We start from the raw sequence: 22257 nt of genomic DNA on the forward strand, positions 1-22257 counted from the left end.
CAAACAGGAGGTTCCCATGAGAGGAACACGCATCAACTTCTATAACCTGGCCTGGCGTTGGCACTTCTATGCGGGGCTGTTCGTGGCCCCGTTCATGATCCTGCTGGCGATCACCGGGATCATCTACCTGTTCAAGCCGCAGCTCGACCCGCTGCTGTACCGTGATCTGATGGTGGTCGAAGCCGGCCATCATCGACAGGGCGCCGACACGCTGCTGGCCGAAGTGCGCCAGGCCTACCCGAAAGGCCATGTCGGCCAGTACCTGCCGCCGATCAATGCCGAGCGCAGCGCGCAGTTCGTGGTGCATGACGGTGGCCGCGAGCTGAACGTGTTCGTCGACCCGTACAGCGGCAAGATCCTTGGAGAGCAGGACGGCAAGCAGAACCTGCAGGCCATCGCCCGCGCCCTGCACGGCGAGCTGATGGTCGGTACGGTCGGTGACCGCCTGGTTGAGTTGGCCGCCGGCTGGGGCATCGTGCTGGTGGTGTCCGGGCTGTACCTCTGGTGGCCACGCGGGCGTAACGGTGCCGGCGTGCTGTGGCCACGGTTCGCGGCGAAAGGGCGGTTGTTCTGGCGCGACCTTCACGCGGTGACCGGGTTCTGGGGTTCCGCCCTGCTGTTGCTGATGCTGGTCAGCGGCATGACCTGGACCGGTATGTGGGGCAAGCAGTACGCCGATCTGTGGAACCGGTTCCCGGCGGCCATGTGGAATGACGTGCCCAAGTCGGACCAGGAAGCTCGCGAACTGAACAGCGCGCACCGTCAGACCGTGCCGTGGGCGATGGAGAACACACCGATGCCGCAATCCGGCGCGCATGCCGAACATGCTGGGCATCACATGATGGACAGTGCACCGGCTGCGCCTCAGGTGAGCCTGCAGCAGGTTGAAGACATCGCCACGGCGCGCCAGGTCGAGCCGGGCTACAGCATCACCGCGCCGACCACTGCCGAAGGTGTTTACACCATCGCCGTGTTCGCCGACGACCCGCGCAACGACGCAACCCTGCATGTCGACCAGTACACCGGCAAGGTGCTGGCCGATGTGCGCTGGCAGGACTACAGCCCGGTGGCCCGCGCTACCGAGCTGGGCGTGATGCTGCACGAGGGCAAGATGTTCGGACCGCTGAACCAGATCATCATCCTGCTGGTGTGCCTGATGATCCTGCTGGGTTCGGTAAGCGGTCTGGTGATGTGGTGGAAGCGCCGGCCCGAGGGTGGCCTGGGCGTGCCGCCGCTGCGCCATGACCTGCCGCGCTGGAAGACGGCTGTGGGGGTGATGCTGGTGCTGGGCGTGATGTTCCCGCTGGTGGGAGTGTCGATGGTGGTGATGTGGGTGGTGGATAGCCTGGTGGTAAGACGCCGCCGGGTGCTGGCCAACGCTTGAGATCGCCGGGGGGCGCTTTGCGCCCCCGGCTGCTACCCAAAAGTCGAGTCGATCTGTCGCGCCCCGATCTGGCACGAGCGTGTTAGCCTAACCGGCTACCTCCGACAAGAAGACCGACCTTCCAAGGGAATGCAGCTTGATGACGCAAACTTCTCCCAACACGCCAGATGAACAACATCTGCAGCGCAACCTGACCAACCGCCACATCCAGCTGATCGCCATCGGCGGGGCCATCGGCACCGGCCTGTTCATGGGCTCGGGCAAGACCATCAGCCTGGCGGGGCCGTCGATCATCTTCGTCTACATGATCATCGGCTTCATGCTGTTCTTCGTCATGCGCGCCATGGGCGAACTGCTGCTGTCGAACCTCAACTACAAGTCCTTCATCGACTTCTCCGCCGACCTGCTCGGCCCCTGGGCCGGCTACTTCACCGGCTGGACCTATTGGTTCTGCTGGGTGGTCACCGGCATCGCCGACGTGGTCGCCATTGCTGCCTACACGCAGTTCTGGTTCCCCGACCTGCCGCAGTGGATACCAGCGCTGACCTGCGTGGCGGTGCTGCTGTCGCTGAACCTGGTGACAGTGAAGATGTTCGGCGAGCTGGAGTTCTGGTTCGCCCTGATCAAGATCGTCGCCATTCTCGGCCTGGTCGCCACCGGCCTGTACATGGTCCTCACCGGCTTCACTTCGCCGAGCGGTCGCACCGCGCAACTGGCCAACCTGTGGAACGACGGCGGCATGTTCCCCAACGGCGTGATGGGCTTTTTCGCCGGTTTCCAGATCGCCGTGTTCGCGTTCGTCGGTATCGAGCTGGTGGGCACCACGGCGGCTGAAGCGAAGAACCCCGAGCGCACCCTGCCGCGGGCGATCAACTCGATCCCGGTACGGATCATCGTATTCTACGTGCTGGCACTGATCGCGATCATGGCGGTGACCCCATGGCGCGACGTGATACCAGGCAAGAGCCCGTTCGTAGAACTGTTCGTGCTGGCCGGCCTGCCGGCGGCGGCGAGCATCATCAACTTCGTGGTGCTGACTTCGGCGGCCTCGTCGGCCAACAGCGGCGTGTTCTCCACCAGCCGCATGCTTTACGGCCTGTCCCAGGAAGGCGATGCACCGAAGGCGTTCGAGAAACTGTCGAGCCGCTCGGTGCCGGCCAACGGCCTGTTCTTCTCCTGCGCCTGCCTGCTGCTGGGTGCGGTGCTGATCTATCTGGTACCGAACGTGGTTGAGGCGTTCACCCTGGTGACCACGGTGTCGGCGGTGCTGTTCATGTTCGTCTGGACGCTGATCCTGCTGTCGTACCTGAAGTACCGCAAGCACCGCGATGCGCTGCACCAGGCGTCGACCTACAAGATGCCTGGCGGGCGCTTCATGTGCTACGTGTGCCTGGCGTTCTTTGCCTTCATTCTGGTGCTGCTGAGCCTTGAGGCGGACACCCGCTCGGCGCTGGTAGTCACCCCGATCTGGTTCCTGCTGCTGGCGGTGACCTACCAGTTCGTGCGTAGCCGTCGTCATCCGCGCTCGGCTGTGCGTAACGGCTGATTCTGCTGGGGCTGCTTTGCAGCCCCAATCCTGTGCACACAAATCTCCCAGGCACCAACCTGGACCTGAGAAACGCCCTAATACCTCGCATAACCCCTCTACCCCGGTGCTTTCGCCACTAGGCACACCCCTTGCAACGCTCCTCCCCGCTTGGCCAACACCATAAAAAATCTCAGCGGAGAGAGCACATGAAGCGTCGCAGTCTGATCAAGGCCTTTACCCTCAGTGCATCGCTTGCGGCGATGGGCCTGAGCTGGAGTATCCAGGCCGCCGAGACCATCAAGGTCGGCATCCTGCATTCGCTGTCCGGGACCATGGCGATTTCCGAGACCTCGCTCAAGGACATGGCGCTGATGACCATCGACGAGATCAACGCCAAGGGCGGTGTGAACGGCAAGCTGCTTGAACCGGTGGTGGTCGACCCAGCCTCCAACTGGCCGCTGTTTGCCGAGAAGAGCCGTCAGCTTCTGACCCAGGACAAGGTCGCGGTGGTGTTCGGCTGCTGGACCTCGGTATCACGCAAATCCGTGCTGCCGGTGTTCGAGGAACTCAACGGCCTGCTGTTCTACCCGGTGCAGTACGAAGGTGAAGAGATGTCGCCGAACGTGTTCTACACCGGTGCTGCGCCCAACCAGCAAGCCATCCCGGCCGTGGAATACCTGATGAGCGAAGATGGCGGCAGCGCCAAGCGCTTCTTCCTGCTGGGCACCGATTACGTCTACCCGCGCACCACCAACAAGATCCTGCGCGCCTTCTTGCACAGCAAGGGCGTGGCCGACAAAGACATCGAAGAGGTGTACACCCCGTTCGGCCACGCCGATTACCAGACCATCGTCGCCAACATCAAGAAGTTCTCCGCTGGCGGCAAGACCGCGGTCATCTCCACCGTCAACGGCGACTCCAATGTGCCGTTCTACAAGGAACTGGCCAACCAGGGCCTGAAGGCCACCGACGTACCGGTGGTGGCCTTCTCGGTGGGCGAAGAAGAGCTGCGCGGCATCGACACCAAGCCGCTGGTGGGCCACCTGGCGGCGTGGAATTACTTCGAGTCGGTGGATAACCCGGTCAACCAGAAGTTCGTCGCCGACTGGAAGGCCTATGCCAAGGCCAAGGGCCTGCCGGGGGCCGACAAAGCGGTGACCAACGACCCGATGGAGGCCACCTACGTGGGCATCCACATGTGGGCCCAGGCCGCCGAGAAGGCCAAGTCCACCGACGTCGACAAGGTCCGTGAGGCGCTGGCCGGGCAGACCTTCAAGGCACCGTCGGGCTTCACCCTGACCATGGACAAGACCAACCACCACCTGCACAAGCCGGTGATGATCGGCGAGATTCAGGATGACGGGCAGTTCAGCGTGGTGTGGGAGACTGAGCAGCCATTGCGCGCGCAGCCTTGGAGCCCGTTCATTCCGGGTAACGACAAGCGCCCTGATTACGCGGTGAAAGGTAAATGAGTGCATTGGGGCTGCTTTGCAGCCCTATCGCGGATAAATCCGCTCCTACAGGTTCTGCGCCGACCTTGTAGGAGCGGATTTATCCGCGATGAATCCACCGCCGATTTCCAGGATTGCCCGCATGCTCAGATTCCTGCTCACACTGCTCCTGCTAATCCCTCTGGCAACCCAAGCCAGCGAGGGCGAATTCTTCCTCACCGCCAAGCCCGCCGAGCAGGCCCGACTGCTCGAAAGCTGGGCGGCACAACCCGATGCCGCGCGCGTGCCGCTGCTGGACAACCTGCGCCAGGGCCGCATCGCCGCCGATGACACGCGCAAGGTACGCCTGAACAACCGCCTGCGCGGCCTGATCGACAACGCGCTGGCCAGCCACCAGCTGCTCAGCGACGACAACGCCACCCGCCTGGCCGCCGCCCAACAACTGCAAAAGAGCGCGCAGCCGGCACAGATGGCCTTCCTCGACCGGCGCTTCGCCAGCGAGCCAGATGCCGCCGTGCACGCCGCCCTCGGCCTGGCCCTGGCCAACCTGCAACTGGGCGCCAGCGAGCCGGCCGTGCGCCTGGCTGCGGTACGCCTGCTCGGCGAAACCGGCGACCCGCTGGCTCGCACCCGCCTCGAAGCGCTGCTGCAACCTGGCGCGGAAAGCGACCCAGGCGTGCGCACCGCCGCCGAAACCAGCCTGGCCCAGGTCAAGCGCAAGCTACTGGTCGGCGAACTGCTTGGCCAGGCCTTCAGCGGCCTGTCACTGGGCTCGATCCTGCTGCTGGCCGCGCTGGGCCTGGCGATCACCTTCGGCCTGCTCGGGGTGATCAACATGGCCCATGGCGAGATGCTCATGCTCGGCGCCTACAGCACCTACATGGTCCAGGTGCTGCTGCAACGCTACGCCCCCGGTGCCATCGAGTTCTACCCGCTGATCGCCCTGCCGGTGGCGTTCGCGGTCAGTGCCGGGGTCGGCATGGCCCTGGAACGCACGGTGATCCGCCACCTCTACGGGCGCCCGCTGGAAACCCTGCTGGCCACCTGGGGCATCAGCCTGATCCTGATCCAGGCCATCCGCCTGCTGTTCGGCGCGCAGAACGTCGAAGTCAGCAACCCGGCCTGGCTTTCTGGCGGCATCCAGCTGCTGCCCAACCTGGTGCTGCCGTACAACCGCCTGGTGATCATCGGCTTCGCGCTCGCCGTGGTCCTGCTCACCTGGCTGCTGCTCAACCGCACACGCCTGGGCCTGAACGTGCGCGCTGTCACCCAGAACCGCAACATGGCGGCCTGCTGCGGCGTCTCCACCGGGCGCGTCGACATGCTCGCCTTCGGCCTCGGCTCCGGCATCGCCGGCCTGGGCGGCGTGGCCCTGAGCCAGGTCGGCAACGTCGGCCCGGACCTGGGCCAGAGCTACATCATCGACTCGTTCCTGGTGGTGGTGCTCGGCGGCGTCGGGCAACTGGCCGGCAGCCTGTGGGCAGCGTTCGGCCTTGGTATCGCCAACAAGCTGCTGGAGCCGCAGATCGGTGCGGTGCTCGGCAAAATCCTCATCCTTGCGTTGATCATTCTGTTCATCCAGAAGCGCCCGCAAGGCCTGTTCGCCCTCAAGGGACGGGTAATCGACTGATGAACCAGCCACTGCTTGTCACCGCTACGCAAAAGGCCGGGCCACGGCTGTCGCTGGCCATCGGCGCGGTCGTCGTCCTGCTGCTGGTGGCCCTGCCGCTGCTGTCGCTGCTACCGGCGGATCACGCCCTGCAGGTCTCGGCCTACACCCTCACCCTGGTCGGCAAGATCCTCTGCTACGCCATCGTCGCCCTGGCCCTGGACCTGGTCTGGGGCTATGCCGGGTTGCTGTCGCTGGGTCACGGCCTGTTCTTCGCCCTCGGCGGCTACGCCATGGGCATGTACCTGATGCGCCAGGCGGCCGGCGACGGCCTGCCCGGGTTCATGACTTTCCTGTCGTGGAGCGAACTGCCGTGGTACTGGGCCGGCACCCAGCACTTCGCCTGGGCCCTGTGCCTGGTGGTGCTGGCGCCCGGGCTGCTGGCGCTGGTGTTCGGCTGGTTCGCCTTCCGCTCGCGGATCAAGGGCGTGTACTTCTCGATCATGACCCAGGCGCTGACCTTCGCCGGCATGTTGCTGTTCTTCCGTAACGAAACGGGCTTCGGCGGCAACAACGGCTTCACCAGCTTCCGCACCATCCTCGGCTTCGACATCGCCGCGCAGGGCACCCGCGCGGTGCTGTTCCTGCTGACTGTCGGCCTGCTGCTGGCCAGCCTGTACCTGTGCTGGCGCCTGACCCAGAGCAAGTTCGGCCGCCTGCTCACCGCCGTGCGCGACGCCGAGAACCGCCTGATGTTCTGCGGCTACGACCCACGCGGCTTCAAGCTGCTGGTATGGGTGCTCAGCGCCGTGCTGTGCGGCCTGGCCGGTGCGCTGTACGTGCCGCAGGTGGGCATCATCAACCCCAGCGAAATGTCGCCGACCAACTCCATCGAAGCCGCCGTGTGGGTGGCCCTCGGCGGGCGTGGCACGCTGATCGGCCCGCTGCTCGGTGCCGGCCTGGTCAATGGCATGAAGAGCTGGTTCACCGTGGCCTTCCCGGAGTTCTGGCTGTTCTTCCTCGGTGCGCTGTTCATCCTCGTGACCCTGTACCTGCCCAAGGGCGTGGTCGGCCTGTTGAAAAAAAGGAGCCAGCCATGAGAGGCGTGCCCCCGGTCCACCCGGAATTCATGCTGGAACCCGTGTTCGATACCCTCGGCAGCGGCCGCGAGGCAATCGGCCTGGGCCACAGCCGCAAGGCCGGCCTCGACACCCGCCACGGCACGGTGCTGAGCCTTGAGGGCATCAGCGTCAGCTTCGACGGCTTCAAGGCGCTCAACGCACTGAACCTGTACATCGGCGTCGGCGAACTGCGCTGCATCATCGGCCCCAACGGCGCCGGCAAGACCACGATGATGGACGTGATCACCGGCAAGACCCGCCCCGATACGGGCAGCGCCTTCTTCGGTGACACCCTCGACCTGACCCGCATGAGCGAGTACCAGATCGCCCAGGCCGGCATCGGCCGCAAGTTCCAGAAGCCGACGGTGTTCGAGGCACTGTCCGTGTTCGAGAACCTGGAGCTGGCGTTGAAGACCGACAAATCAGTGTGGGCCAGCCTGGCGGCACGCCTGAGCGGCGAACAGCGCCAGCGCATCGAGGAAGTACTGACCACCTTGCGCCTGCTGCCCCTGGCCCAGCGCCAGGCCGGCCTGCTGTCGCACGGGCAGAAGCAGTTCCTCGAGATCGGCATGCTGCTGGTGCAGGAGCCACAGCTGTTGTTGCTCGACGAGCCGGTGGCGGGCATGACCGATGCCGAGACCGAGTTCACCGCCGAGCTGTTCAAGGGCCTGGCCGGCAAGCACTCGCTGATGGTGGTGGAACATGACATGGGCTTCGTCGGCAGCATCGCCGACCATGTGACCGTGCTGCACCAGGGCAGCGTGCTGGCGGAAGGTTCGCTGGAACAGGTGCAGGCGGATGAACGGGTGGTCGAGGTTTACCTGGGTCGCTGATCAATACCAAGGACAACACATGCTGAAAATCGACACCCTGCACCAGTACTACGGCGGCAGCCACATCCTCCGGGGCCTGTCCTTCGAAGCCAAGGTCGGCGAAGTCACCTGCCTGTTGGGCCGCAACGGGGTGGGCAAGACCACCCTGCTGCGCTGCCTGATGGGCCTGGTGCCTGCCCGCGAGGGCAATATCGAGTGGGAAGGCAAACCGATCACCACACTCAAGCCCCAGCAGCGGGTCCACGCCGGGATCGCCTACGTGCCCCAGGGCCGTGAAATCTTCCCGCGCCTGACTGTCGAGGAAAACCTGCTGATGGGCCTGTCGCGCTTCCCTGCCCGCGAGGCACGTGAAGTGCCCGCGTTCATCTACGAACTGTTCCCGGTGCTGGAACAGATGAAACAACGCCGTGGCGGCGACCTGTCCGGCGGCCAGCAGCAACAGCTGGCCATCGGCCGCGCCTTGGCCAGCCGCCCGCGCTTGCTGATCCTCGACGAGCCGACCGAAGGCATCCAGCCCTCGGTGATCAAGGAGATCGGTACGGTGATCCGGCGCCTGGCCGAGCGTGGCGACATGGCGATCCTGTTGGTGGAACAGTTCTACGACTTCGCCGAGGCGTTGGCCGACCACTATCTGGTCATGGCCCGTGGCGAGATCATCCAGCGTGGCCGCGGTGCAAACATGCAAGCCGAAGGTGTGCGCGGGCTGGTAACCATTTAATCTGCCATCAACGACCCTGCGAGACGCTGTCATGAGTTACGAAATCCGCGACGCCCTGCCCACCGATGTGCCGGGCATCCTCGACATCTACAACGACGCCGTGCGCAATACCACCGCGATCTGGAACGAAACCCCGGTGGAGCTGGCCAACCGCCAGGCCTGGTTCGAAGCACGGGCGCAGCAGGGCTATCCGATCCTGGTGGCTGTGGATGAGACCGGTGTGCTGGGTTATGCATCGTTTGGCGACTGGCGGCCGTTCGAAGGTTTTCGCCTGACCGTGGAACACTCGGTGTATGTGCGTGGCGACCAGCGTGGCAAGGGCCTGGGGCCAGTGCTGATGGCAGCGCTGATCGAGCGGGCGCGGGGGTGCGGCAAGCATGTGATGGTCGCGGCCATCGAGAGCGGCAATGCTGCATCGGTGCGCCTGCATGAGCGGCTGGGCTTCGTGGTAACCGGGCAGATGCCGCAGGTGGGGGTGAAGTTTGGCCGCTGGCTGGATTTGACCTTCATGCAGCTTGTGCTGAACCCGGGTGCTGAACCAACCTGAAATGCGATCTCTTGTGGGAGCGGCCTTGTGTCGCTCCCACATCGGGCCAATCAGGGCGGCTTACATCTGGGTAAACCTGCCCAACCGCTGGCGCAACATGCTGTTCTCGCTGCGCAACTGCTGCACTTCCTGCAGCAGCTCCAGCGCCAACGCTACCCCTTCCCACTCCAGTTCCAGCTCTTGATGCAGTTTCGCCGCGCGCTTGGCCAAAAGCGGCGCCTGATCGTCGAACAACCAGTCCTCCGGCGTTCGCCCCGAAGGTTCGACAATGCCGTGCTCGACGATTTCGATCACGTAGTCAGCCGTGATATCGGCTTCCTGACACAGGGTACGCATGTCCAGTTGAACGATCAGGGTGCTGCTCATGATCACTTACTCCATTGTGTCCTCGGGTCGAACGCCGCTTTCTCGGAAAGCTGGGTCCACAGTTCACGGGTAGCAGCGTCAGAGGCCGGCGGCATCACCACTTTCAGCTGCGCGTAGAGGTTGCCGCGCTCGCCGTTCTTGTTCGCCAGGCCCATGCCCGGCACGCGCAGGCGCTGGCCGCTCTGGCTGTCGGGGCGGATGGTCAAGTTGATCTTGCCGGTCAGGGTCGGCACCGCCACCTTGGTGCCCAGGGCAGCCTCCCACGGCGCCAGCGGCACGGTGATGATCAGGTCATGACCTTCGACATCGAACAGCGGGTGCGGTGCCATGCGCACGGTCAGGAACAGGTCGCCGTTGGCACCACCGCCAACGCCTGGGGCGCCCTGGCCCTTGAGGCGGATGCGCTCGCCATCGGTGACCCCGGCAGGGATCTTCACGTTCAGGGTCTTGGTGGTGAACCCGGTGCGCTGGCCGGCCGCGTTGGTCTGCGGCACCTGGAAGCTGATCTGCTTGGATTCCTTGCTCAGGGTTTCTTCCAGGAAGATCGCCAGTTCCAGTTCCACGTCCTGCCCTCGCCTGCCGGCACTGCGTTGTTGTTGCCGGCCGCCACCACCGAACGGGTTACCGCCACGGGCACCGAAGATCGAGCTGAAGAAGTCGGAGAAGTCGCCGCCCTCGAAGCCACCGCCAGCGCCACCCGCGCCGCCACGGCTCTGCCAGCCTGGTGGTGCCTGGAACGGCCGGCCATGCTGGCCGCCGTACTTGCGGATTTCGTCGAACTCGGCGCGTTTCTGCGCGTCACCGAGCACCTCGTAGGCCTCATTGGCCTCCTTGAACTTGTCCTCGGCGTCGCGCTCCTTGCTGACGTCAGGATGATACTTGCGCGCCAGCTTGCGGTACGCGGCCTTGATCGCCTTCTCGTCCGCCGTGGGCTCTACGCCGAGTATCTTGTAATAGTCTTTGAAGTCCATCTTTGGATCACCAATGTGAATTTTCGTGTTGCATCTGAAGATAGGGGTCAAGCATAGCCTTTCAAGGTTCGCTTGGGGTTGCCTCAAGGCAGACGATCGGTCTTGATTCTGTAGCCAACTGGCATAAACTGCGCGGCCGTTTTGCCTCCGGAAGCTTTTTCCCATGTCTGACGTATCGCCGGCCCGCGCCCTGGGCATCGACTTTGGCACCTCCAACTCCACGGTCGGCTGGCACCGCCCGGGCGTCGAATCGTTGATCGCCCTGGAAGACGGCAAGATCACCCTACCGTCGGTGGTGTTCTTCAACATCGAAGAGCGTCGCCCGGTATATGGCCGCCTGGCGCTGCACGAATACCTGGAAGGCTACGAAGGCCGCCTGATGCGCTCGCTGAAGAGCCTGCTGGGCTCCAAGCTGATCAAGCACGACACCAGCGTGCTGGGCAGCGCCCTACCGTTCAAGGACCTGCTGGGCATGTTCATCGGCGAGCTGAAAAAGCGTGCCGAGGCTGCCGCCGGTCGTGAATTCGACCAGGTGGTGCTGGGCCGCCCGGTATTCTTCGTCGACGAAGACCCTGCCGCCGACCAGGAGGCCGAGGACACCCTGGCCGAGGTAGCGCGCAAGATCGGCTTCAAGGACGTGTCGTTCCAGTACGAGCCGATTGCCGCGGCGTTCGACTACGAGTCGGGCATCAGCCGTGAAGAGCTGGTGCTCATCGTCGATATCGGCGGTGGTACGTCGGACTTTACCCTGATCCGCCTGTCGCCCGAGCGCCACCTGGTGGCCGAGCGCCAGAGCGACATCCTCGCCACCGGTGGCGTGCACATCGGCGGTACCGACTTCGACAAGCAGCTGAGCCTGCAGGGCGTGATGCCACTGTTCGGCTACGGCAGCCGGATGAAGAGCGGCGCGCTGATGCCGACCAGCTACCATCTGAACCTGGCGACCTGGCACACCATCAATGCCCTGTACTCGCAGAAGTCGCAGCTGGCGCTGGGCAGCATGCGCTACGACATCGAAGACACGCTGGGCATCGATCGCCTGTTCAAGCTGATCGAAGAACGCGCCGGGCACTGGCTGGCGATGGAAGTGGAAGCCAGCAAGATCGAGCTGACCGAGCAGGTCAGCCGCCGCGTCGACCTCAGCCGGGTAGAGCGCGAGCTGGGTGTGGACCTGACCCGGGTGCTGTTCGAGGAGGCCATCGAAGGGCTGCTGGAGCGGGTGCGCGGCAGTGTCACCGAGTTGCTGACCAAGGCTGGCGTGAGCGCTGGCCAGGTCGATACGGTGTTCTTCACCGGTGGTTCGAGCGGGATTCCGGCACTGCGCAACAGCGTGTCGGCGATGCTGCCGAATGCGCGACATGTGGAAGGCAACATCTTTGGCAGCATCGGTAGCGGCCTGGCTATCGAGGCGCGCAAGCGCTACGGCGCGGCCTGACAACCCTTTATTACCTGCACCGGCCTATTCGCGGGACAAGCCCGCTCCTACAAGATCACCATTGCCTCTGAGCAATAGGTAATCCTGTAGGAGCGGGCTTGCCCCGCGAAAGGGCCGGCACAGGAGATCAGACCAGCTCCGCCCGCCGCAGCTCACTCTTCAGGTAGGCGTAATAGACCGGCCCCGCCACCACCCCCGGCAAGCCGAACGCCGCCTCGAACACCAGCATCGCCAGCAACAGCTCCCAGGCCTTGGCACTGATCTGCCCACCGACGATCTTGGCGTTGAGGAAGTACTCGACCTTGTGGATCACGATCAGGTAACCCAGCGCCGCCGCCGCCACCCAGATCGACAGCGACATGCCGACGATGGTGATCAGGGTGTTGGACATCAGGTTGCCGATCACCGGCAGCAGCCCGAGCAGGAAGGTCAGCACGATCAGCGTCTTGGTCAACGGCAGGTGCACGCCGAACAACGGCATCACCACGGCGAGGAAAATGCCGGTGAACGCGGTGTTGAGCATCGAGATCTTGATCTGCGCGAAGACGATGTTGCGAAACGCCTGCACCAGCAGGTTCAGCCGCTCGAACAGGGCCGCAGCCAGGGGTTTGCGCCGGGAAACGTCGGGGATGCGCTGCAGGGCGATGATGGCACCGAGGATCATGCCGATCAGCAGGGTCACGAACATGTGCGCCATGCCCTTGCCCACCAGCTGCAGGTCGCTCAGGTGGCTCTTGATCCAGTCACCGATGGCCACCTTGAACTCCGCCGCGCTGGCCGGCAGGTAGGCTTCGATGAACGGCGGCAGCTGGCTGCGAGCACGCTCGACCAAGGTCATGAACTTGTCCAGCGAGGCACCGGGGTTCTCGGCTTCGTGCAGCAGGAAGCTGAAGGCACCGGCTATCAGCAGGGTCAGCACGCTCACCACCAGCACACCCAGCAGCGCCACCGCCAACCAGCGCGCACGCTGCCCGGCGATCAGCGGCTGCAAGCGCGGGGTGAGCATGTTCACCAGCTCGAACACCAGCAGCCCGGCCAGCAGGCTGGGCAGCAATTTCAGGGGCAAAGCCAGCAGCAGCCCGGCCATGACGATGATCAGGCTGGCCAGGGTGATCTGGCGGGGGGTGAAAGTCATACAGCCTCGACGGCAGACGGCGGGAATGCCCGCAGTCTGCCAGCCTTCGGGGCACAGGCATAGGCGCAGGTCACTTCTTCTTCAGGCAGTCACTCATGTACGCCTTGCGCTCGTCTCCCTTGAGCGCCTTGGTGGTGGCGTCGGCGTTGCAGGTCTTCATCTTGTCCTGCTGAGACTGCGGCACGTCCTTTTTCAGGCAAGTACTCATGAACGCCTTGCGTTCATCGCCCTTGAGGGCCTTGGTCGTGGCGTCGGCGTTACAGGTTTTCATCTTTTCCTGTTGTGCCGTGTTGGCGGCGAATCCTTGCGCGCTGAACAGCACAGCCAGCGCCAGCAGTGGCACGTGCAACATCTTCATGGAGTGGTCTCCTTGGCTCCGCGCCCGATGCACGGACCTGCGCCTGAGTGTAGACAATATTTTTTACATTTAACCCGACCATGGGCCTTCATAATGTCCAGCCAAGGCGTCACTGCCAAACGAAAGAGTCTGTTGCTGCATGAATTACGCGTTCCCCCTTTTCGCCATCCTCATCTGGGCCGGTAATACCGTGGTCACCAAGATGTCGGCCGGCGCCATCTACCCTGCCGAAATCGGCTTCTATCGCTGGCTGCTGGCCGGCGCGCTGTTCACGCCGTTCCTGTTGCCCGCCGTGTGGCGCAACCGTGCGGCCATTCGCCCGCACCTGGGCAAGGTGGCCATCCTCGGCGTGCTGGGCATGGCCGTGTACCAGAGCCTGGCATATTTCGCCGCTGGCATCACCAGCGCCACCAACATGGGCATCATCCTCTCGCTGATGCCACTGATGTCACTGGCCCTGTCCATCGCCTGGCTGGGCCAGCGCCTGAGCTACGGGGCCCTCGCAGGTGCGGTGGTGTCGTTCGTCGGTGTGCTCGAAGTGGTCTCCGCCGGCCAGCCCGGCATCTTGCTGGAACAAGGCCTGAACAGCGGCGACCTGCTGATGCTGGTAGCAACCCTGGCCTACGCGCTGTACAGCTTCCTGCTGAAGAAATGGCAATTGCGCCTGCCACCGTTGCAGCTGCTGTACCTGCAAGTGCTGGTAGCCATTCTGGTGTTGCTGCCGCTGTTCCTGCTTTCGGACAAGACCGGCCTGAATGGCCACAACATCGGCCTGGTGCTGTATGCCTGCGTGCTCGCCTCGATGATCGCGCCGCTGGTGTGGATGCAGGCCGTGCATCGCCTGGGGCCAAGCCGTACCACGTTGTTTTTCAACCTGCTGCCGTTGGTGACCGCGCTGATCGCCGCAGTAGTCCTCGACGAACGACTGGCCAGCTATCACCTGATCGGTGGTTTGCTGACCTTGGTCGGCGTCATTCTGGCCGAGCGCTGGACCACGCCGGTACGCCGCTAGAGGCCGGCGGCCTTGAGCCGTGCCGCATGTTCGGTGAACAGTCGCAGCGGCTCGGCCCCTTTGCCCACGGCGCCCAGCGACTGGTTGACGATGTCCAGGTGATCGAGCGGGTAGTCATCGCCGATCACCTGCCCCAGGTGCGAGCTGAAACGCCCGACCATGCCATCGCAATGGCCCTTTTCCCTGACGAAACTGCGCGCGAACAGCCGGCAGAAGCGGTTGCTGCCGTCGAAGCGGTTGCGCCCCTGGTCGGTCAACCCCGGCTGCAAGGTGCCGGACCAGGAGTAGTAGTGCACGCCGTTCACCTCATACGCCCCCTCCCCGCCCCAGGTATCTGGCAGCCCTTGTGGATAAGCCTGGTTGAACAGGGCCACCCCGGCGCTGGTCAGTGCCTGGTGCGAAGCATGCACGTCGACCGGCAGCGGGTCGCGCCGCCAGCCGGTTTCCAGCCATACCAGCAACACCGCCAGGCCATGCAGGATGGCCTTGAGCATGCGCCCCTGGGGTGAATCACCCGGCGCCGTGCGCTCAAGATGATCGGCCAGCTCCGAGCCATGATTGGGCCCCGCCACCGAAGTGACCGAGGCCACCCGATCCGGACGTTTGGCTGCCGCATAACGTGCGTTCAGCGCCCCCTGGCTGTGGCCGATGAGGTTGACCTTTGCCGCGCCGGTGCGCTGGCAGATGTCTTCGATAATCGCCAGCAACTGCTCACCGCGCACCTCGTTGGAATGCAGCGGCGAGACCTGCACCGGGAACACCTGGGCGCCGCCCTTGCGCAACGCCGGCACGATGCCGAACCAGTACGGATAGAGCAGCACCCGGACAAAGCCGAGCATGCCGGGCACCAGCACCAACGGGTATCGCGTGGCCAACTCCTGCTGCATGGCTTTAACCCCTTTCCGTGGACGATCGGCCAACACTAGCGTCGCTTCGATGACTATCGCAATCGAACTCCCGACGCGACGTGTGGTTCCAACGCAGAACAGACCCTTTGCAAGGAGCGGGACCATGTACAAGCAGACCCTGGCAGTCCTTTTGGCTAGCGCCGCCTTGGCCGCCTGCAGCAGCCACCCGGAAAACCCGGTGGACCACGTCACCTACCGCGACGAGCCGCTGGTCAAGCAGGTGGAGAACGGCATGACCATGCAGAAGGTCATCGCCATCGGCGGCAGCCCGTCGAACGTGATCGACCTGCCGCACGGGGGCACCTGCAACGACTACATCCTCAACCGTGACGGCCACCAGCAGCCGTACTACGTGCGCTTCGACGCCACCGGCCATGTCGATGCCAAGGGCTTCAAGACCTGCAAGCAACGAGAAGAGGACAGCAAAGCCGCCCACGGCGCCTGAGCCTCCCGTCCACCTTTGACCCACCGTCCTGATCTGTTTGGAGACAATCATGAGCAACGTTGAACTGACCGATGTGCAAACCCTGCGCGAGCGTGCCCGCCAGCACGTCGAGCAAGGCGCGGTGACCGAGGGTTACCACGCCGACCGCAAGGAAATCCTGCGGCTGCTCAACGAGTCGCTGGCCACCGAGCTGGTCTGCGTGTTGCGCTACAAGCGCCATTACTTCATGGCCAGCGGCATCAAGGCCAGTGTGGCGGCCAGCGAGTTCCTCGAACATGCGAACCAGGAAGCCGAGCATGCCGACAAGCTGGCCGAGCGTATCGTGCAGTTGGGCGGGGAGCCGGACTTCAATCCGGACAACCTCACCAAGAATTCCCATGCGCAGTATGTGGCGGGTAGCTCGCTGAAGGAGATGGTGCTGGAGGACCTGGTGGCGGAGCGGATTGCGATCGACAGCTATCGCGAGATCATTCAGTACATCGGCGATAAAGACCCGACTACGCGACGGATCTTCGAGGACATCCTGGCCCAGGAAGAAGAGCACGCGGACGACATGTCCGATCTGCTTCAGGGGCTGTAATTGCGGGGGCCGCTACGCGGCCCCGGCTACTTCTACTTTTTCACCGCAGCCGGCGCCTTGCCGGCTTTCATCTGCTGCAGCAACGGCGTGCACTGGTTGGGCTCATCACCGCTGCTGGGCGCCACCAGCGCCAGCAACCCGGCAGCCGGCCCGGCTACCACGCCCAACGCAACCATTCCCGCCCCGCGCAACGCCAGCGGCACCGCCTGCACCCCGGCACTCGGCTTGGCAAACGGCCCGCGCACATACAGCGGCGAGCGCAGCGAGAACAACCTCAGCCCCTTGGACTCAGGGGTGACTTTCAAGTCCAGTTGCTCACTGGCAAAGTTGGCCGTGCCGTTGATGTAAATAATCGCGTTCTCGGTATCGAAGATGAACAAGCGCGTGGTCGCCAGCCCGTCTTTGATACCGATGTCCGCTGCCGCACAGTTGATCTTCACATCTTCATCGCCGAACAGCTTGCCAACCACGTAGTTACCGACATTGAGCCCGGCAATCTCCATCAGGCTGCGGCTGATGGCGCCATCATTGATCAGCATGCGCAGGTTGCCATTGGCCGTGCCCAGCAACGCCGCCACCGAGTTGCCACGGCCACTGATGTCGGCATCGCCGTTGAGCTCGCCGAAGCTGGTCTGCATCGGTGCAAAGGTGGGAACAGCTGCTTGAGCTTGAAGCCACGCGCCGTCAGCTGGGCGCGTCCCTGCAGCGGTATGTTGCGGCCGTCCAGGCGGATATTTGAGGCCAGGCTGCCACCGGCCACGCCAAATCGCAGCGGTTCCAGGCGCAACAAGCCATCGTCGAGGATCACGTGGGCAGAAAGGTCGTTGAAGGGCAGCTTTTCGCTGTGGACGATGCGCTTGCCGGCAAAAGTGACGTCGGCGTCCATCGCCCGCCAGCGCTCGGTGCGGAACTCTTCCACCGGCAGCACCTTGTTGGCCGGCTGCTTGCTCGCGCCGCCGCGGGCTTTCTGCTCGGCATTGGAGTCGGCGCCGATCAGCGGGGCCAGGTCCTTGAACAGCAGTTGGTTGGATACCAGGTTGCCGGAGAGCTTGGGCCGTGGCTGGCTGGCGACGAAGGCCAGGTCGCCATGGATGTCGCTGTCGCCGATCTTGCCGTTGAAGCCTTGGTAATTGAAGGTCGCGCCTTCTGCTGCATGCAGGTTGGCGCGGAGCCGGCCATCGGTGGAATAGGCCGGGGTGTCAGGCAGCGTCACGCCGGTCAGCGGGTAGAGGTTGCCCAGGCTGGCACCGGACAGGCGCAGGCGCAGGTCCAGCGCGCCGAGGTTACGTGGGTCGGTCAGGGTACCGGCGAGGACCACATGGGTATCGGCAATGCGCACGTCTGCCTGCAACGGGAACGGCTGGTTGGCGTCCTGCAGCGCCAGCAGGCCGCCGATCTTGCCGGTACCGGACACCGGCTGGCCCTTGTAGCGGCCCTGGGCCTTGAGCCCGAACGCATAATCCTGGGCGCCTCCAACCTTTTCGGCGCCGGCCTTGCCAACAATTTCACTGAAGGGGATCGGTTTGCCTAGCGGGTCGATCTGCAGTTTCATGCTGGTTTTCAAAGTCTGGTCATCGAAGCTGACATTGCCTTGGTCGAAGCCGATGGCACCGATGTCCAGCTGCCACTTGGAGGGTTCCTCGTTCTCGTCCTTGGGCCCGAAGTCGAAGTTCCAGTTGGCGCGGCCATCGGCCAGGCGCGTGAGGCTGGCGGTGGGTTTGGTCAGGTCGATGCGCGGGATGCTGATCTGCTGGAACAGCAACGGCAGCGGCGCCAGGCGGAACTCCACGCGCTCCAGGCCGACCATCTGCGGTTCCTTGAGCCAGTCAGGGTTGCCCAAGGTCAGGTTTTCGGCAATGAAATGCGGCCACGGCACCCACGCGCGCCAACCGCCTTCTTCCGGCTCGGTGCGCCAGTGCACGGCGAGGTTGCCATTGATCGCGAACGGCCGGTGCAACGCCTCGGAAACCTTCTCGTTGAGCAGCGGCTTGACGCGGTTCCAGTCGAAAGTGGCGATGATCACCACCAGGATCGCCAGCAGGGTCAGCAGGGTGGTTAAGGTCCAGACGAGGATTCTGGCGGGACGCGTCATTGCGTGGTTCTCCTGACGCCATGGCACAAAGCAGGCGTAACGATGGCATTCAATATCTCGGACTGATGAAAACCCGCTGGGTTTTATCGGAGACGGCCATGATAGCGAGTTTTTTCAGGTTTCCTGCCTGGCTATCGGCCTTGCAGCGACACTGGTGTTACCGACAAGCATTACTGGCAAAAAGCCGCACACCATGCCAAAACAGCTGGAATAGAGCCTTCCTGCGACGCTATCAATACCGTCGATTGTTACCATTACCCGTATGAACTTCTCTCTGGCGTCACCGGGCGTAGCATTGGCTTCGTACCCACTTTCCAGCCCCCGAGAGGAGCACCGAATCATGAAACGCACCCTGCTGACCCTGACCCTGTCGATCCTTGCTGCCAACGCCTTCGCCCTGCCAGCTGCCGACCAGCACCTGACCGCCGAAGCTCGCTCCAGCACTGCTGAAATGGCCCAAACGCTGAAAACTGTTGCCGAAGGTGGTTCGGATCGTCTGATCGAACGTTCTGGCCGTGTTGCCGAAGGTGGTTCGGACCGCCTGATCGAACGCTCTGGCCGTGTTGCCGAAGGTGGTTCGGACCGCCTGATCGAACGCTCTGGCCGTGTTGCCGAAGGTGGTTCGGACCGCCTGATCGAACGCTCTGGCCGTGTTGCCGAAGGTGGTTCGGACCGCCTGATCGAACGCTCTGGCCGCGTTGCCGAAGGTGGCTCGGACCGCTTGATCGAACGCTCGGGCCGTGTTGCCGAAGGTGGCTCGGATCGCTTGATTGAACGCTCGGGCCGCGTTGCCGAGGGTGGCTCGGACCGCCTGATCGAACGCAGTGGCCGCGTAGCTGAAGGTGGTTCGGATCGCCTGGTTGCAATCAGCCACGTGAGCTGATCGCCATGGCCGAAAAGAACAACCTCTGTCACACGGCTTGCTCCCCTCCCAGCCCGGTCCATTGACCGGGCTTCGTTTTTTTATCTAGAGTGCCCAGCCTCAACGTCACAGAAGCCCCCCCATGCTGCCGCGCGCCGAACAGAAGCTACAGACCCGCCAGGCCCTGCTGGATGCCGCCTGCCAGCTCATGGAGAGCGGCCGTGGCTTTGGCAGCGTGAGCCTGCGCGAAGTGGCAAAGGCGGCAGGCATCGTGCCGACCGGCTTCTATCGGCATTTTTCCGACATGGACGCCTTGGGCCTTGCGCTGGTGGCTGAAGTCGACGCCACGTTCCGCCAGACCATCCGCTTGGTGCGTCACAACGAATTCGAACTCGGCGGCATCACTGATGCTTCGGTGCGCATCTTCCTCGACGTGGTCGCCGCCCACCGCGCTCAGTTCCTGTTCCTCGCCCGCGAGCAGTACGGCGGTTCGCAAGCCGTGCGCCAGGCCATCGCCCGCCTGCGCCAGGACATCAGCGACGACCTGGCCACCGACCTTGCGCGGATGAAGCGTTGGCAGCACCTGGACAACGCCGCGCTGGCGGTGATGGCCGACCTGGTGGTGAAGACCGTGTTCGCCACCCTGCCGGAACTGATCGACAGCCCGGAGCCGGGTTATCCACAGGTGTTGAGCGCCCAGGAAAAGATCACCCAGCAACTGCGCTTCATCTTCGTCGGCGCGCGCCACTGGCAAGGCCTGGGCAACCCACAACCCTAGTTCTGCTACCATGGCGCCCTGCCCGAAAGCGACGAGCGCCAATATGCCCAACCCCCACCCCACCCTGCCCGAACTGGCCCGCTTCAATCAGCACTTCGCCGAACGCATCGTGCCACTGTGGCAAGGGCCGGGCTGGAACGCCGACATGGCCTTGCCCTACGAGGCCCTGGACGCCCAGCACCGCCCGTTGCCGGTGCAGCGCTACCGGGCCATGGCCTGTGCTCGCCAGCTTTACCTGTTCAGCAGCCGCATCGAGCAACCGGGCGCAGCCGAGCGGGCGGCGGCGCTGTTCCGTTCGTTGCAGAAGCACTTCCACGATGCCGAGCATGGCGGCTGGTTCTACAGCATCGACGCCGAGGGCAAGCCGCTGGACCGGCGCAAGGACCTGTACACCCACGCCTTCATCGTGTTCGCGTGCGCGCACTACTGGGGCAAGGTTGGCGAAAACCTGGTGGAAGCCACCCTCAATGCTGCACTGGAAGTAGTCGACGAGCAGTTCGCCCGGGATGACGGTCTGTATGAAGCCAGCCTTGGCGAAGACTGGGCCGACCTTGGCAGCGGCCCGCTGCAGAACCCGCAGATGCACTTGGCCGAGGCCTTCCTGCAAGTGCTGGCGGTCCGCGAGGACGAGCACGTGCAGCAGTCGCTGCTGCAGTTGTGCACAGCCCTGCAGGAACACTTCATCGAGCCGCAGCACGGGCTGATGCTGGAGAAGCCACGAGGCACTGTGGATAACTGGTTCGAGCCGGGGCATCAGTTCGAATGGTTCTACCTGCTGGAAACCTCGCCGCTGCTGCGCGGGACCGCGCTGCATGCCTCCATCGAGCGGGCCTTCGGCTATGCCGAGCTGTGCGGGGTCAATAATGCGGCAGTGCTGGCCATGCTCGATGTGGAAGGCAACGTGCTCGATGCGACCCAGCGGATCTGGGCACAGGCGGAATACCTGCGGGCACTGGTGTTGCGCTCGGGGAATGAAGCGAAGCTGCTGGTCCAGTTGAGAGCGATGGAGCAGCAGTTCCTGCATGCCGGTGGCTGGTATGAGTGCCGGGATGGTGAAGGGGCGGTGAGCCGGCATGACATGCCTTCGACTACGCCTTATCACCTGGCGACCTGCCTGGAACGTTTGCAGCGCCTGAGCTGACCTCTTCGCGGGCGAGCCCGCGAAGAGGCCATCAGATCAGTCCCTGGTGGAACGGTCGATCGACAGCCCCGCAAAGTCCTGGCGCACCGGCATCAGCTCGAGGCTGTTGATGTTGATGTGCGCCGGCTGATTGAGGATCCAGAAGATAGTTTCGGCGATGTCCTGCGGCTGGATAGGCTCCGCGCCCGCGTAGGTGGCATCGTACTTGGCCTGGTCACCGCTGTTGCGCACCAGCGAGAACTCACTCTCGCACAGGCCCGGCTCGATGTTGCTCACCCGCACGCCAGTGCCGCGCAGGTCGCAGCGCAGGCTCAGCGAGAACTGGCCGACGAAGGCCTTGGTGCCGCCATACACGTTACTGCCCGGGTATGGGTAGTTCCCCGCCACGGAACCGACATTGAGGATCGAAGCGCCGCGACCATAGGCGATCAGGCGTGGCAACAGCAGATGGGTGGTGTACATCAGGCCCTTGATGTTGGTGTCGACCATGGTTTCCCAGTCGTCCAGGCTGCAGTTCTGCGCCGCGTCCACACCCAGCGCCAGGCCGGCATTGTTGACCAGGCCGCGCAGTTTGTCGAAACCGGCCGGCAGGCTGGCGATGGCCTGCTCCATGGCCTTGCGATCACGCACGTCGACGGCCAGGCCGTGCACTTCGGTCTTGGCTGACAGTTCGGCACACAGGGCATCCAGGCGATCCTTGCGACGGCCGGTGAGTACCAGCTTCCAGCCGGCTTCGGCGAAGCGGCGGGCGGTGGCCTCGCCAAAACCGGAAGTTGCGCCGGTGATGAATACGGTGGATGTCATGCTCTGTTCCTCACGGTAGGTTGTCATCGACAGCTTTGCAGCATGCCCGCGCCGGGCGTTGACAGCAAGCCGCCCAGGCCGCTGTTCATTTTTTGTTCATATGCGCCAAACCCTTGTAGCAGAGGGCTCGCCGCCAGCTATGCGCATGTTATCCACAAGGCTTTCCCCACGGATTGGGG

21 protein-coding genes and 1 pseudogene are annotated in these 22257 nt (G+C 63.8%); 15 read left to right on the top strand and 7 right to left on the bottom strand.

Annotated features, from left to right (window positions below; all coding sequences use genetic code 11):
• The first annotated feature begins 16 nt into the window (after positions 1-16).
• The 8 genes from C2H86_RS09060 (at position 17) to C2H86_RS09095 (ending at position 9191) form a co-directional block, all read left to right on the top strand.
• Positions 17-1384, top strand: coding sequence for a PepSY-associated TM helix domain-containing protein (locus C2H86_RS09060; RefSeq protein ID WP_159412296.1), 1368 nt, complete (start codon positions 17-19; stop codon positions 1382-1384).
• A gap of 139 nt (positions 1385-1523) precedes the next feature.
• Entirely contained in the window at positions 1524-2930 is a 1407-nt protein-coding gene (cycA, locus tag C2H86_RS09065; protein WP_159412297.1) for a D-serine/D-alanine/glycine transporter, read from the top strand.
• Between the two features lie 188 nt (positions 2931-3118).
• Entirely contained in the window at positions 3119-4384 is a 1266-nt protein-coding gene (urtA, locus tag C2H86_RS09070) for an urea ABC transporter substrate-binding protein (protein ID WP_159412298.1), read from the top strand.
• Positions 4385-4472: 88 nt separating this feature from the next.
• Complete coding sequence (urtB, locus tag C2H86_RS09075; RefSeq protein ID WP_430738575.1) at positions 4473-5993, top strand: urea ABC transporter permease subunit UrtB; 1521 nt, start codon at positions 4473-4475, stop codon at positions 5991-5993.
• The gene (urtC, locus tag C2H86_RS09080) at positions 5993-7072 is read left to right on the top strand and encodes an urea ABC transporter permease subunit UrtC (protein WP_159412300.1); all 1080 of its coding nucleotides are present in this window, start codon (positions 5993-5995) and stop codon (positions 7070-7072) included. The genes urtB and urtC overlap by 1 nt, the downstream gene beginning before the upstream one ends.
• On the top strand, positions 7069-7926 hold the full coding sequence (urtD, locus tag C2H86_RS09085) for an urea ABC transporter ATP-binding protein UrtD (protein WP_205524601.1): 858 nt from the start codon (positions 7069-7071) through the stop codon (positions 7924-7926). The genes urtC and urtD overlap by 4 nt, the downstream gene beginning before the upstream one ends.
• A gap of 19 nt (positions 7927-7945) precedes the next feature.
• Entirely contained in the window at positions 7946-8644 is a 699-nt protein-coding gene (gene urtE / locus C2H86_RS09090) for an urea ABC transporter ATP-binding subunit UrtE (RefSeq protein WP_159412301.1), read from the top strand.
• Between the two features lie 31 nt (positions 8645-8675).
• A complete protein-coding gene (locus C2H86_RS09095) occupies positions 8676-9191 on the top strand; it encodes a GNAT family N-acetyltransferase (RefSeq protein ID WP_159412302.1) in 516 nt (171 codons plus the stop codon).
• A gap of 60 nt (positions 9192-9251) precedes the next feature.
• Here the strand turns inward: C2H86_RS09095 and C2H86_RS09100 are convergent, their stop codons facing one another.
• Positions 9252-9557, bottom strand: a complete 306-nt coding sequence (locus C2H86_RS09100) for a chaperone modulator CbpM (protein WP_027920784.1) — start codon at positions 9555-9557, stop codon at positions 9252-9254.
• A gap of 2 nt (positions 9558-9559) precedes the next feature.
• On the bottom strand, positions 9560-10528 hold the full coding sequence (gene cbpA / locus C2H86_RS09105; RefSeq protein WP_152956962.1) for a curved DNA-binding protein: 969 nt from the start codon (positions 10526-10528) through the stop codon (positions 9560-9562).
• A gap of 163 nt (positions 10529-10691) precedes the next feature.
• On the opposite strand from cbpA, the gene C2H86_RS09110 reads away from it, so the two are divergent.
• Positions 10692-11963 carry an Hsp70 family protein gene (locus C2H86_RS09110; protein ID WP_159412303.1) on the top strand — a complete coding sequence of 424 codons (1272 nt, stop codon included), beginning with the start codon at positions 10692-10694 and terminating at the stop codon, positions 11961-11963.
• A gap of 127 nt (positions 11964-12090) precedes the next feature.
• Here C2H86_RS09110 and C2H86_RS09115 read toward each other — a convergent pair whose 3' ends face one another.
• Both C2H86_RS09115 and C2H86_RS09120 read right to left on the bottom strand, forming a co-directional pair.
• Positions 12091-13098, bottom strand: a complete 1008-nt coding sequence (locus tag C2H86_RS09115; RefSeq protein ID WP_159412304.1) for an AI-2E family transporter — start codon at positions 13096-13098, stop codon at positions 12091-12093.
• 70 nt (positions 13099-13168) lie between these two features.
• Positions 13169-13456 carry a PsiF family protein gene (locus C2H86_RS09120; protein WP_110633580.1) on the bottom strand — a complete coding sequence of 96 codons (288 nt, stop codon included), beginning with the start codon at positions 13454-13456 and terminating at the stop codon, positions 13169-13171.
• A gap of 139 nt (positions 13457-13595) precedes the next feature.
• On the opposite strand from C2H86_RS09120, the gene C2H86_RS09125 reads away from it, so the two are divergent.
• On the top strand, positions 13596-14468 hold the full coding sequence (locus C2H86_RS09125; RefSeq protein WP_159412305.1) for a DMT family transporter: 873 nt from the start codon (positions 13596-13598) through the stop codon (positions 14466-14468).
• On the opposite strand, the gene C2H86_RS09130 is transcribed toward C2H86_RS09125, so the two are convergent.
• A complete protein-coding gene (locus C2H86_RS09130) occupies positions 14465-15355 on the bottom strand; it encodes an esterase/lipase family protein (protein WP_159412306.1) in 891 nt (296 codons plus the stop codon). The genes C2H86_RS09125 and C2H86_RS09130 overlap by 4 nt on opposite strands.
• 124 nt (positions 15356-15479) lie before the next feature.
• Here C2H86_RS09130 and osmE point away from each other — a divergent pair, with 124 nt between their 5' ends.
• Together osmE and C2H86_RS09140 are read left to right on the top strand one after the other, a co-directional pair.
• The gene (gene osmE / locus C2H86_RS09135; protein ID WP_027920776.1) at positions 15480-15821 is read left to right on the top strand and encodes an osmotically-inducible lipoprotein OsmE; all 342 of its coding nucleotides are present in this window, start codon (positions 15480-15482) and stop codon (positions 15819-15821) included.
• Positions 15822-15870: 49 nt separating this feature from the next.
• Positions 15871-16401 carry a ferritin-like domain-containing protein gene (locus C2H86_RS09140; RefSeq protein WP_159412307.1) on the top strand — a complete coding sequence of 177 codons (531 nt, stop codon included), beginning with the start codon at positions 15871-15873 and terminating at the stop codon, positions 16399-16401.
• 32 nt (positions 16402-16433) lie between these two features.
• On the opposite strand, the pseudogene C2H86_RS09145 reads toward C2H86_RS09140, so the two are convergent.
• Positions 16434-18493 (bottom strand): annotated as a pseudogene (locus C2H86_RS09145) (AsmA family protein).
• A 340-nt stretch (positions 18494-18833) separates the two neighbouring features.
• On the opposite strand from C2H86_RS09145, the gene C2H86_RS09150 reads away from it, so the two are divergent.
• The 3 genes from C2H86_RS09150 to C2H86_RS09160 all read left to right on the top strand — a co-directional run bounded on the left by C2H86_RS09150 (position 18834) and on the right by C2H86_RS09160 (position 21274).
• Entirely contained in the window at positions 18834-19376 is a 543-nt protein-coding gene (locus C2H86_RS09150) for a phage infection protein (RefSeq protein WP_163985952.1), read from the top strand.
• Between the two features lie 121 nt (positions 19377-19497).
• The gene (locus C2H86_RS09155) at positions 19498-20133 is read left to right on the top strand and encodes a TetR family transcriptional regulator (RefSeq protein ID WP_152956971.1); all 636 of its coding nucleotides are present in this window, start codon (positions 19498-19500) and stop codon (positions 20131-20133) included.
• Between the two features lie 43 nt (positions 20134-20176).
• Entirely contained in the window at positions 20177-21274 is a 1098-nt protein-coding gene (locus tag C2H86_RS09160; protein WP_159412309.1) for an AGE family epimerase/isomerase, read from the top strand.
• A gap of 36 nt (positions 21275-21310) precedes the next feature.
• On the opposite strand, the gene C2H86_RS09165 is transcribed toward C2H86_RS09160, so the two are convergent.
• Positions 21311-22078 carry an SDR family oxidoreductase gene (locus tag C2H86_RS09165; RefSeq protein ID WP_159412310.1) on the bottom strand — a complete coding sequence of 256 codons (768 nt, stop codon included), beginning with the start codon at positions 22076-22078 and terminating at the stop codon, positions 21311-21313.
• Positions 22079-22257: the final 179 nt, after the last annotated feature.

The sequence above is a fragment of the Pseudomonas putida genome, assembly GCF_009883635.2.
Lineage (GTDB): Bacteria > Pseudomonadota > Gammaproteobacteria > Pseudomonadales > Pseudomonadaceae > Aquipseudomonas > Aquipseudomonas putida_W.

Excerpts from the sequence above, each read along its gene's own strand:
- C2H86_RS09060 (WP_159412296.1), top strand. The coding sequence starts at position 17 with ATGAGAGGAACACGCATCAACTTCTATAACCTGGCCTGGCGTTGGCAC.
- cycA (WP_159412297.1), top strand. The coding sequence starts at position 1,524 with ATGACGCAAACTTCTCCCAACACGCCAGATGAACAACATCTGCAGCGC.
- urtA (WP_159412298.1), top strand. The coding sequence starts at position 3,119 with ATGAAGCGTCGCAGTCTGATCAAGGCCTTTACCCTCAGTGCATCGCTT.
- urtB (WP_430738575.1), top strand. The coding sequence starts at position 4,473 with ATGAATCCACCGCCGATTTCCAGGATTGCCCGCATGCTCAGATTCCTG.
- urtC (WP_159412300.1), top strand. The coding sequence starts at position 5,993 with ATGAACCAGCCACTGCTTGTCACCGCTACGCAAAAGGCCGGGCCACGG.
- urtD (WP_205524601.1), top strand. The coding sequence starts at position 7,069 with ATGAGAGGCGTGCCCCCGGTCCACCCGGAATTCATGCTGGAACCCGTG.
- urtE (WP_159412301.1), top strand. The coding sequence starts at position 7,946 with ATGCTGAAAATCGACACCCTGCACCAGTACTACGGCGGCAGCCACATC.
- C2H86_RS09095 (WP_159412302.1), top strand. The coding sequence starts at position 8,676 with ATGAGTTACGAAATCCGCGACGCCCTGCCCACCGATGTGCCGGGCATC.
- C2H86_RS09100 (WP_027920784.1), bottom strand. The coding sequence starts at position 9,557 with ATGAGCAGCACCCTGATCGTTCAACTGGACATGCGTACCCTGTGTCAG.
- cbpA (WP_152956962.1), bottom strand. The coding sequence starts at position 10,528 with ATGGACTTCAAAGACTATTACAAGATACTCGGCGTAGAGCCCACGGCG.
- C2H86_RS09110 (WP_159412303.1), top strand. The coding sequence starts at position 10,692 with ATGTCTGACGTATCGCCGGCCCGCGCCCTGGGCATCGACTTTGGCACC.
- C2H86_RS09115 (WP_159412304.1), bottom strand. The coding sequence starts at position 13,098 with ATGACTTTCACCCCCCGCCAGATCACCCTGGCCAGCCTGATCATCGTC.
- C2H86_RS09120 (WP_110633580.1), bottom strand. The coding sequence starts at position 13,456 with ATGAAGATGTTGCACGTGCCACTGCTGGCGCTGGCTGTGCTGTTCAGC.
- C2H86_RS09125 (WP_159412305.1), top strand. The coding sequence starts at position 13,596 with ATGAATTACGCGTTCCCCCTTTTCGCCATCCTCATCTGGGCCGGTAAT.
- C2H86_RS09130 (WP_159412306.1), bottom strand. The coding sequence starts at position 15,355 with ATGCAGCAGGAGTTGGCCACGCGATACCCGTTGGTGCTGGTGCCCGGC.
- osmE (WP_027920776.1), top strand. The coding sequence starts at position 15,480 with ATGTACAAGCAGACCCTGGCAGTCCTTTTGGCTAGCGCCGCCTTGGCC.
- C2H86_RS09140 (WP_159412307.1), top strand. The coding sequence starts at position 15,871 with ATGAGCAACGTTGAACTGACCGATGTGCAAACCCTGCGCGAGCGTGCC.
- C2H86_RS09150 (WP_163985952.1), top strand. The coding sequence starts at position 18,834 with ATGAAACGCACCCTGCTGACCCTGACCCTGTCGATCCTTGCTGCCAAC.
- C2H86_RS09155 (WP_152956971.1), top strand. The coding sequence starts at position 19,498 with ATGCTGCCGCGCGCCGAACAGAAGCTACAGACCCGCCAGGCCCTGCTG.
- C2H86_RS09160 (WP_159412309.1), top strand. The coding sequence starts at position 20,177 with ATGCCCAACCCCCACCCCACCCTGCCCGAACTGGCCCGCTTCAATCAG.
- C2H86_RS09165 (WP_159412310.1), bottom strand. The coding sequence starts at position 22,078 with ATGACATCCACCGTATTCATCACCGGCGCAACTTCCGGTTTTGGCGAG.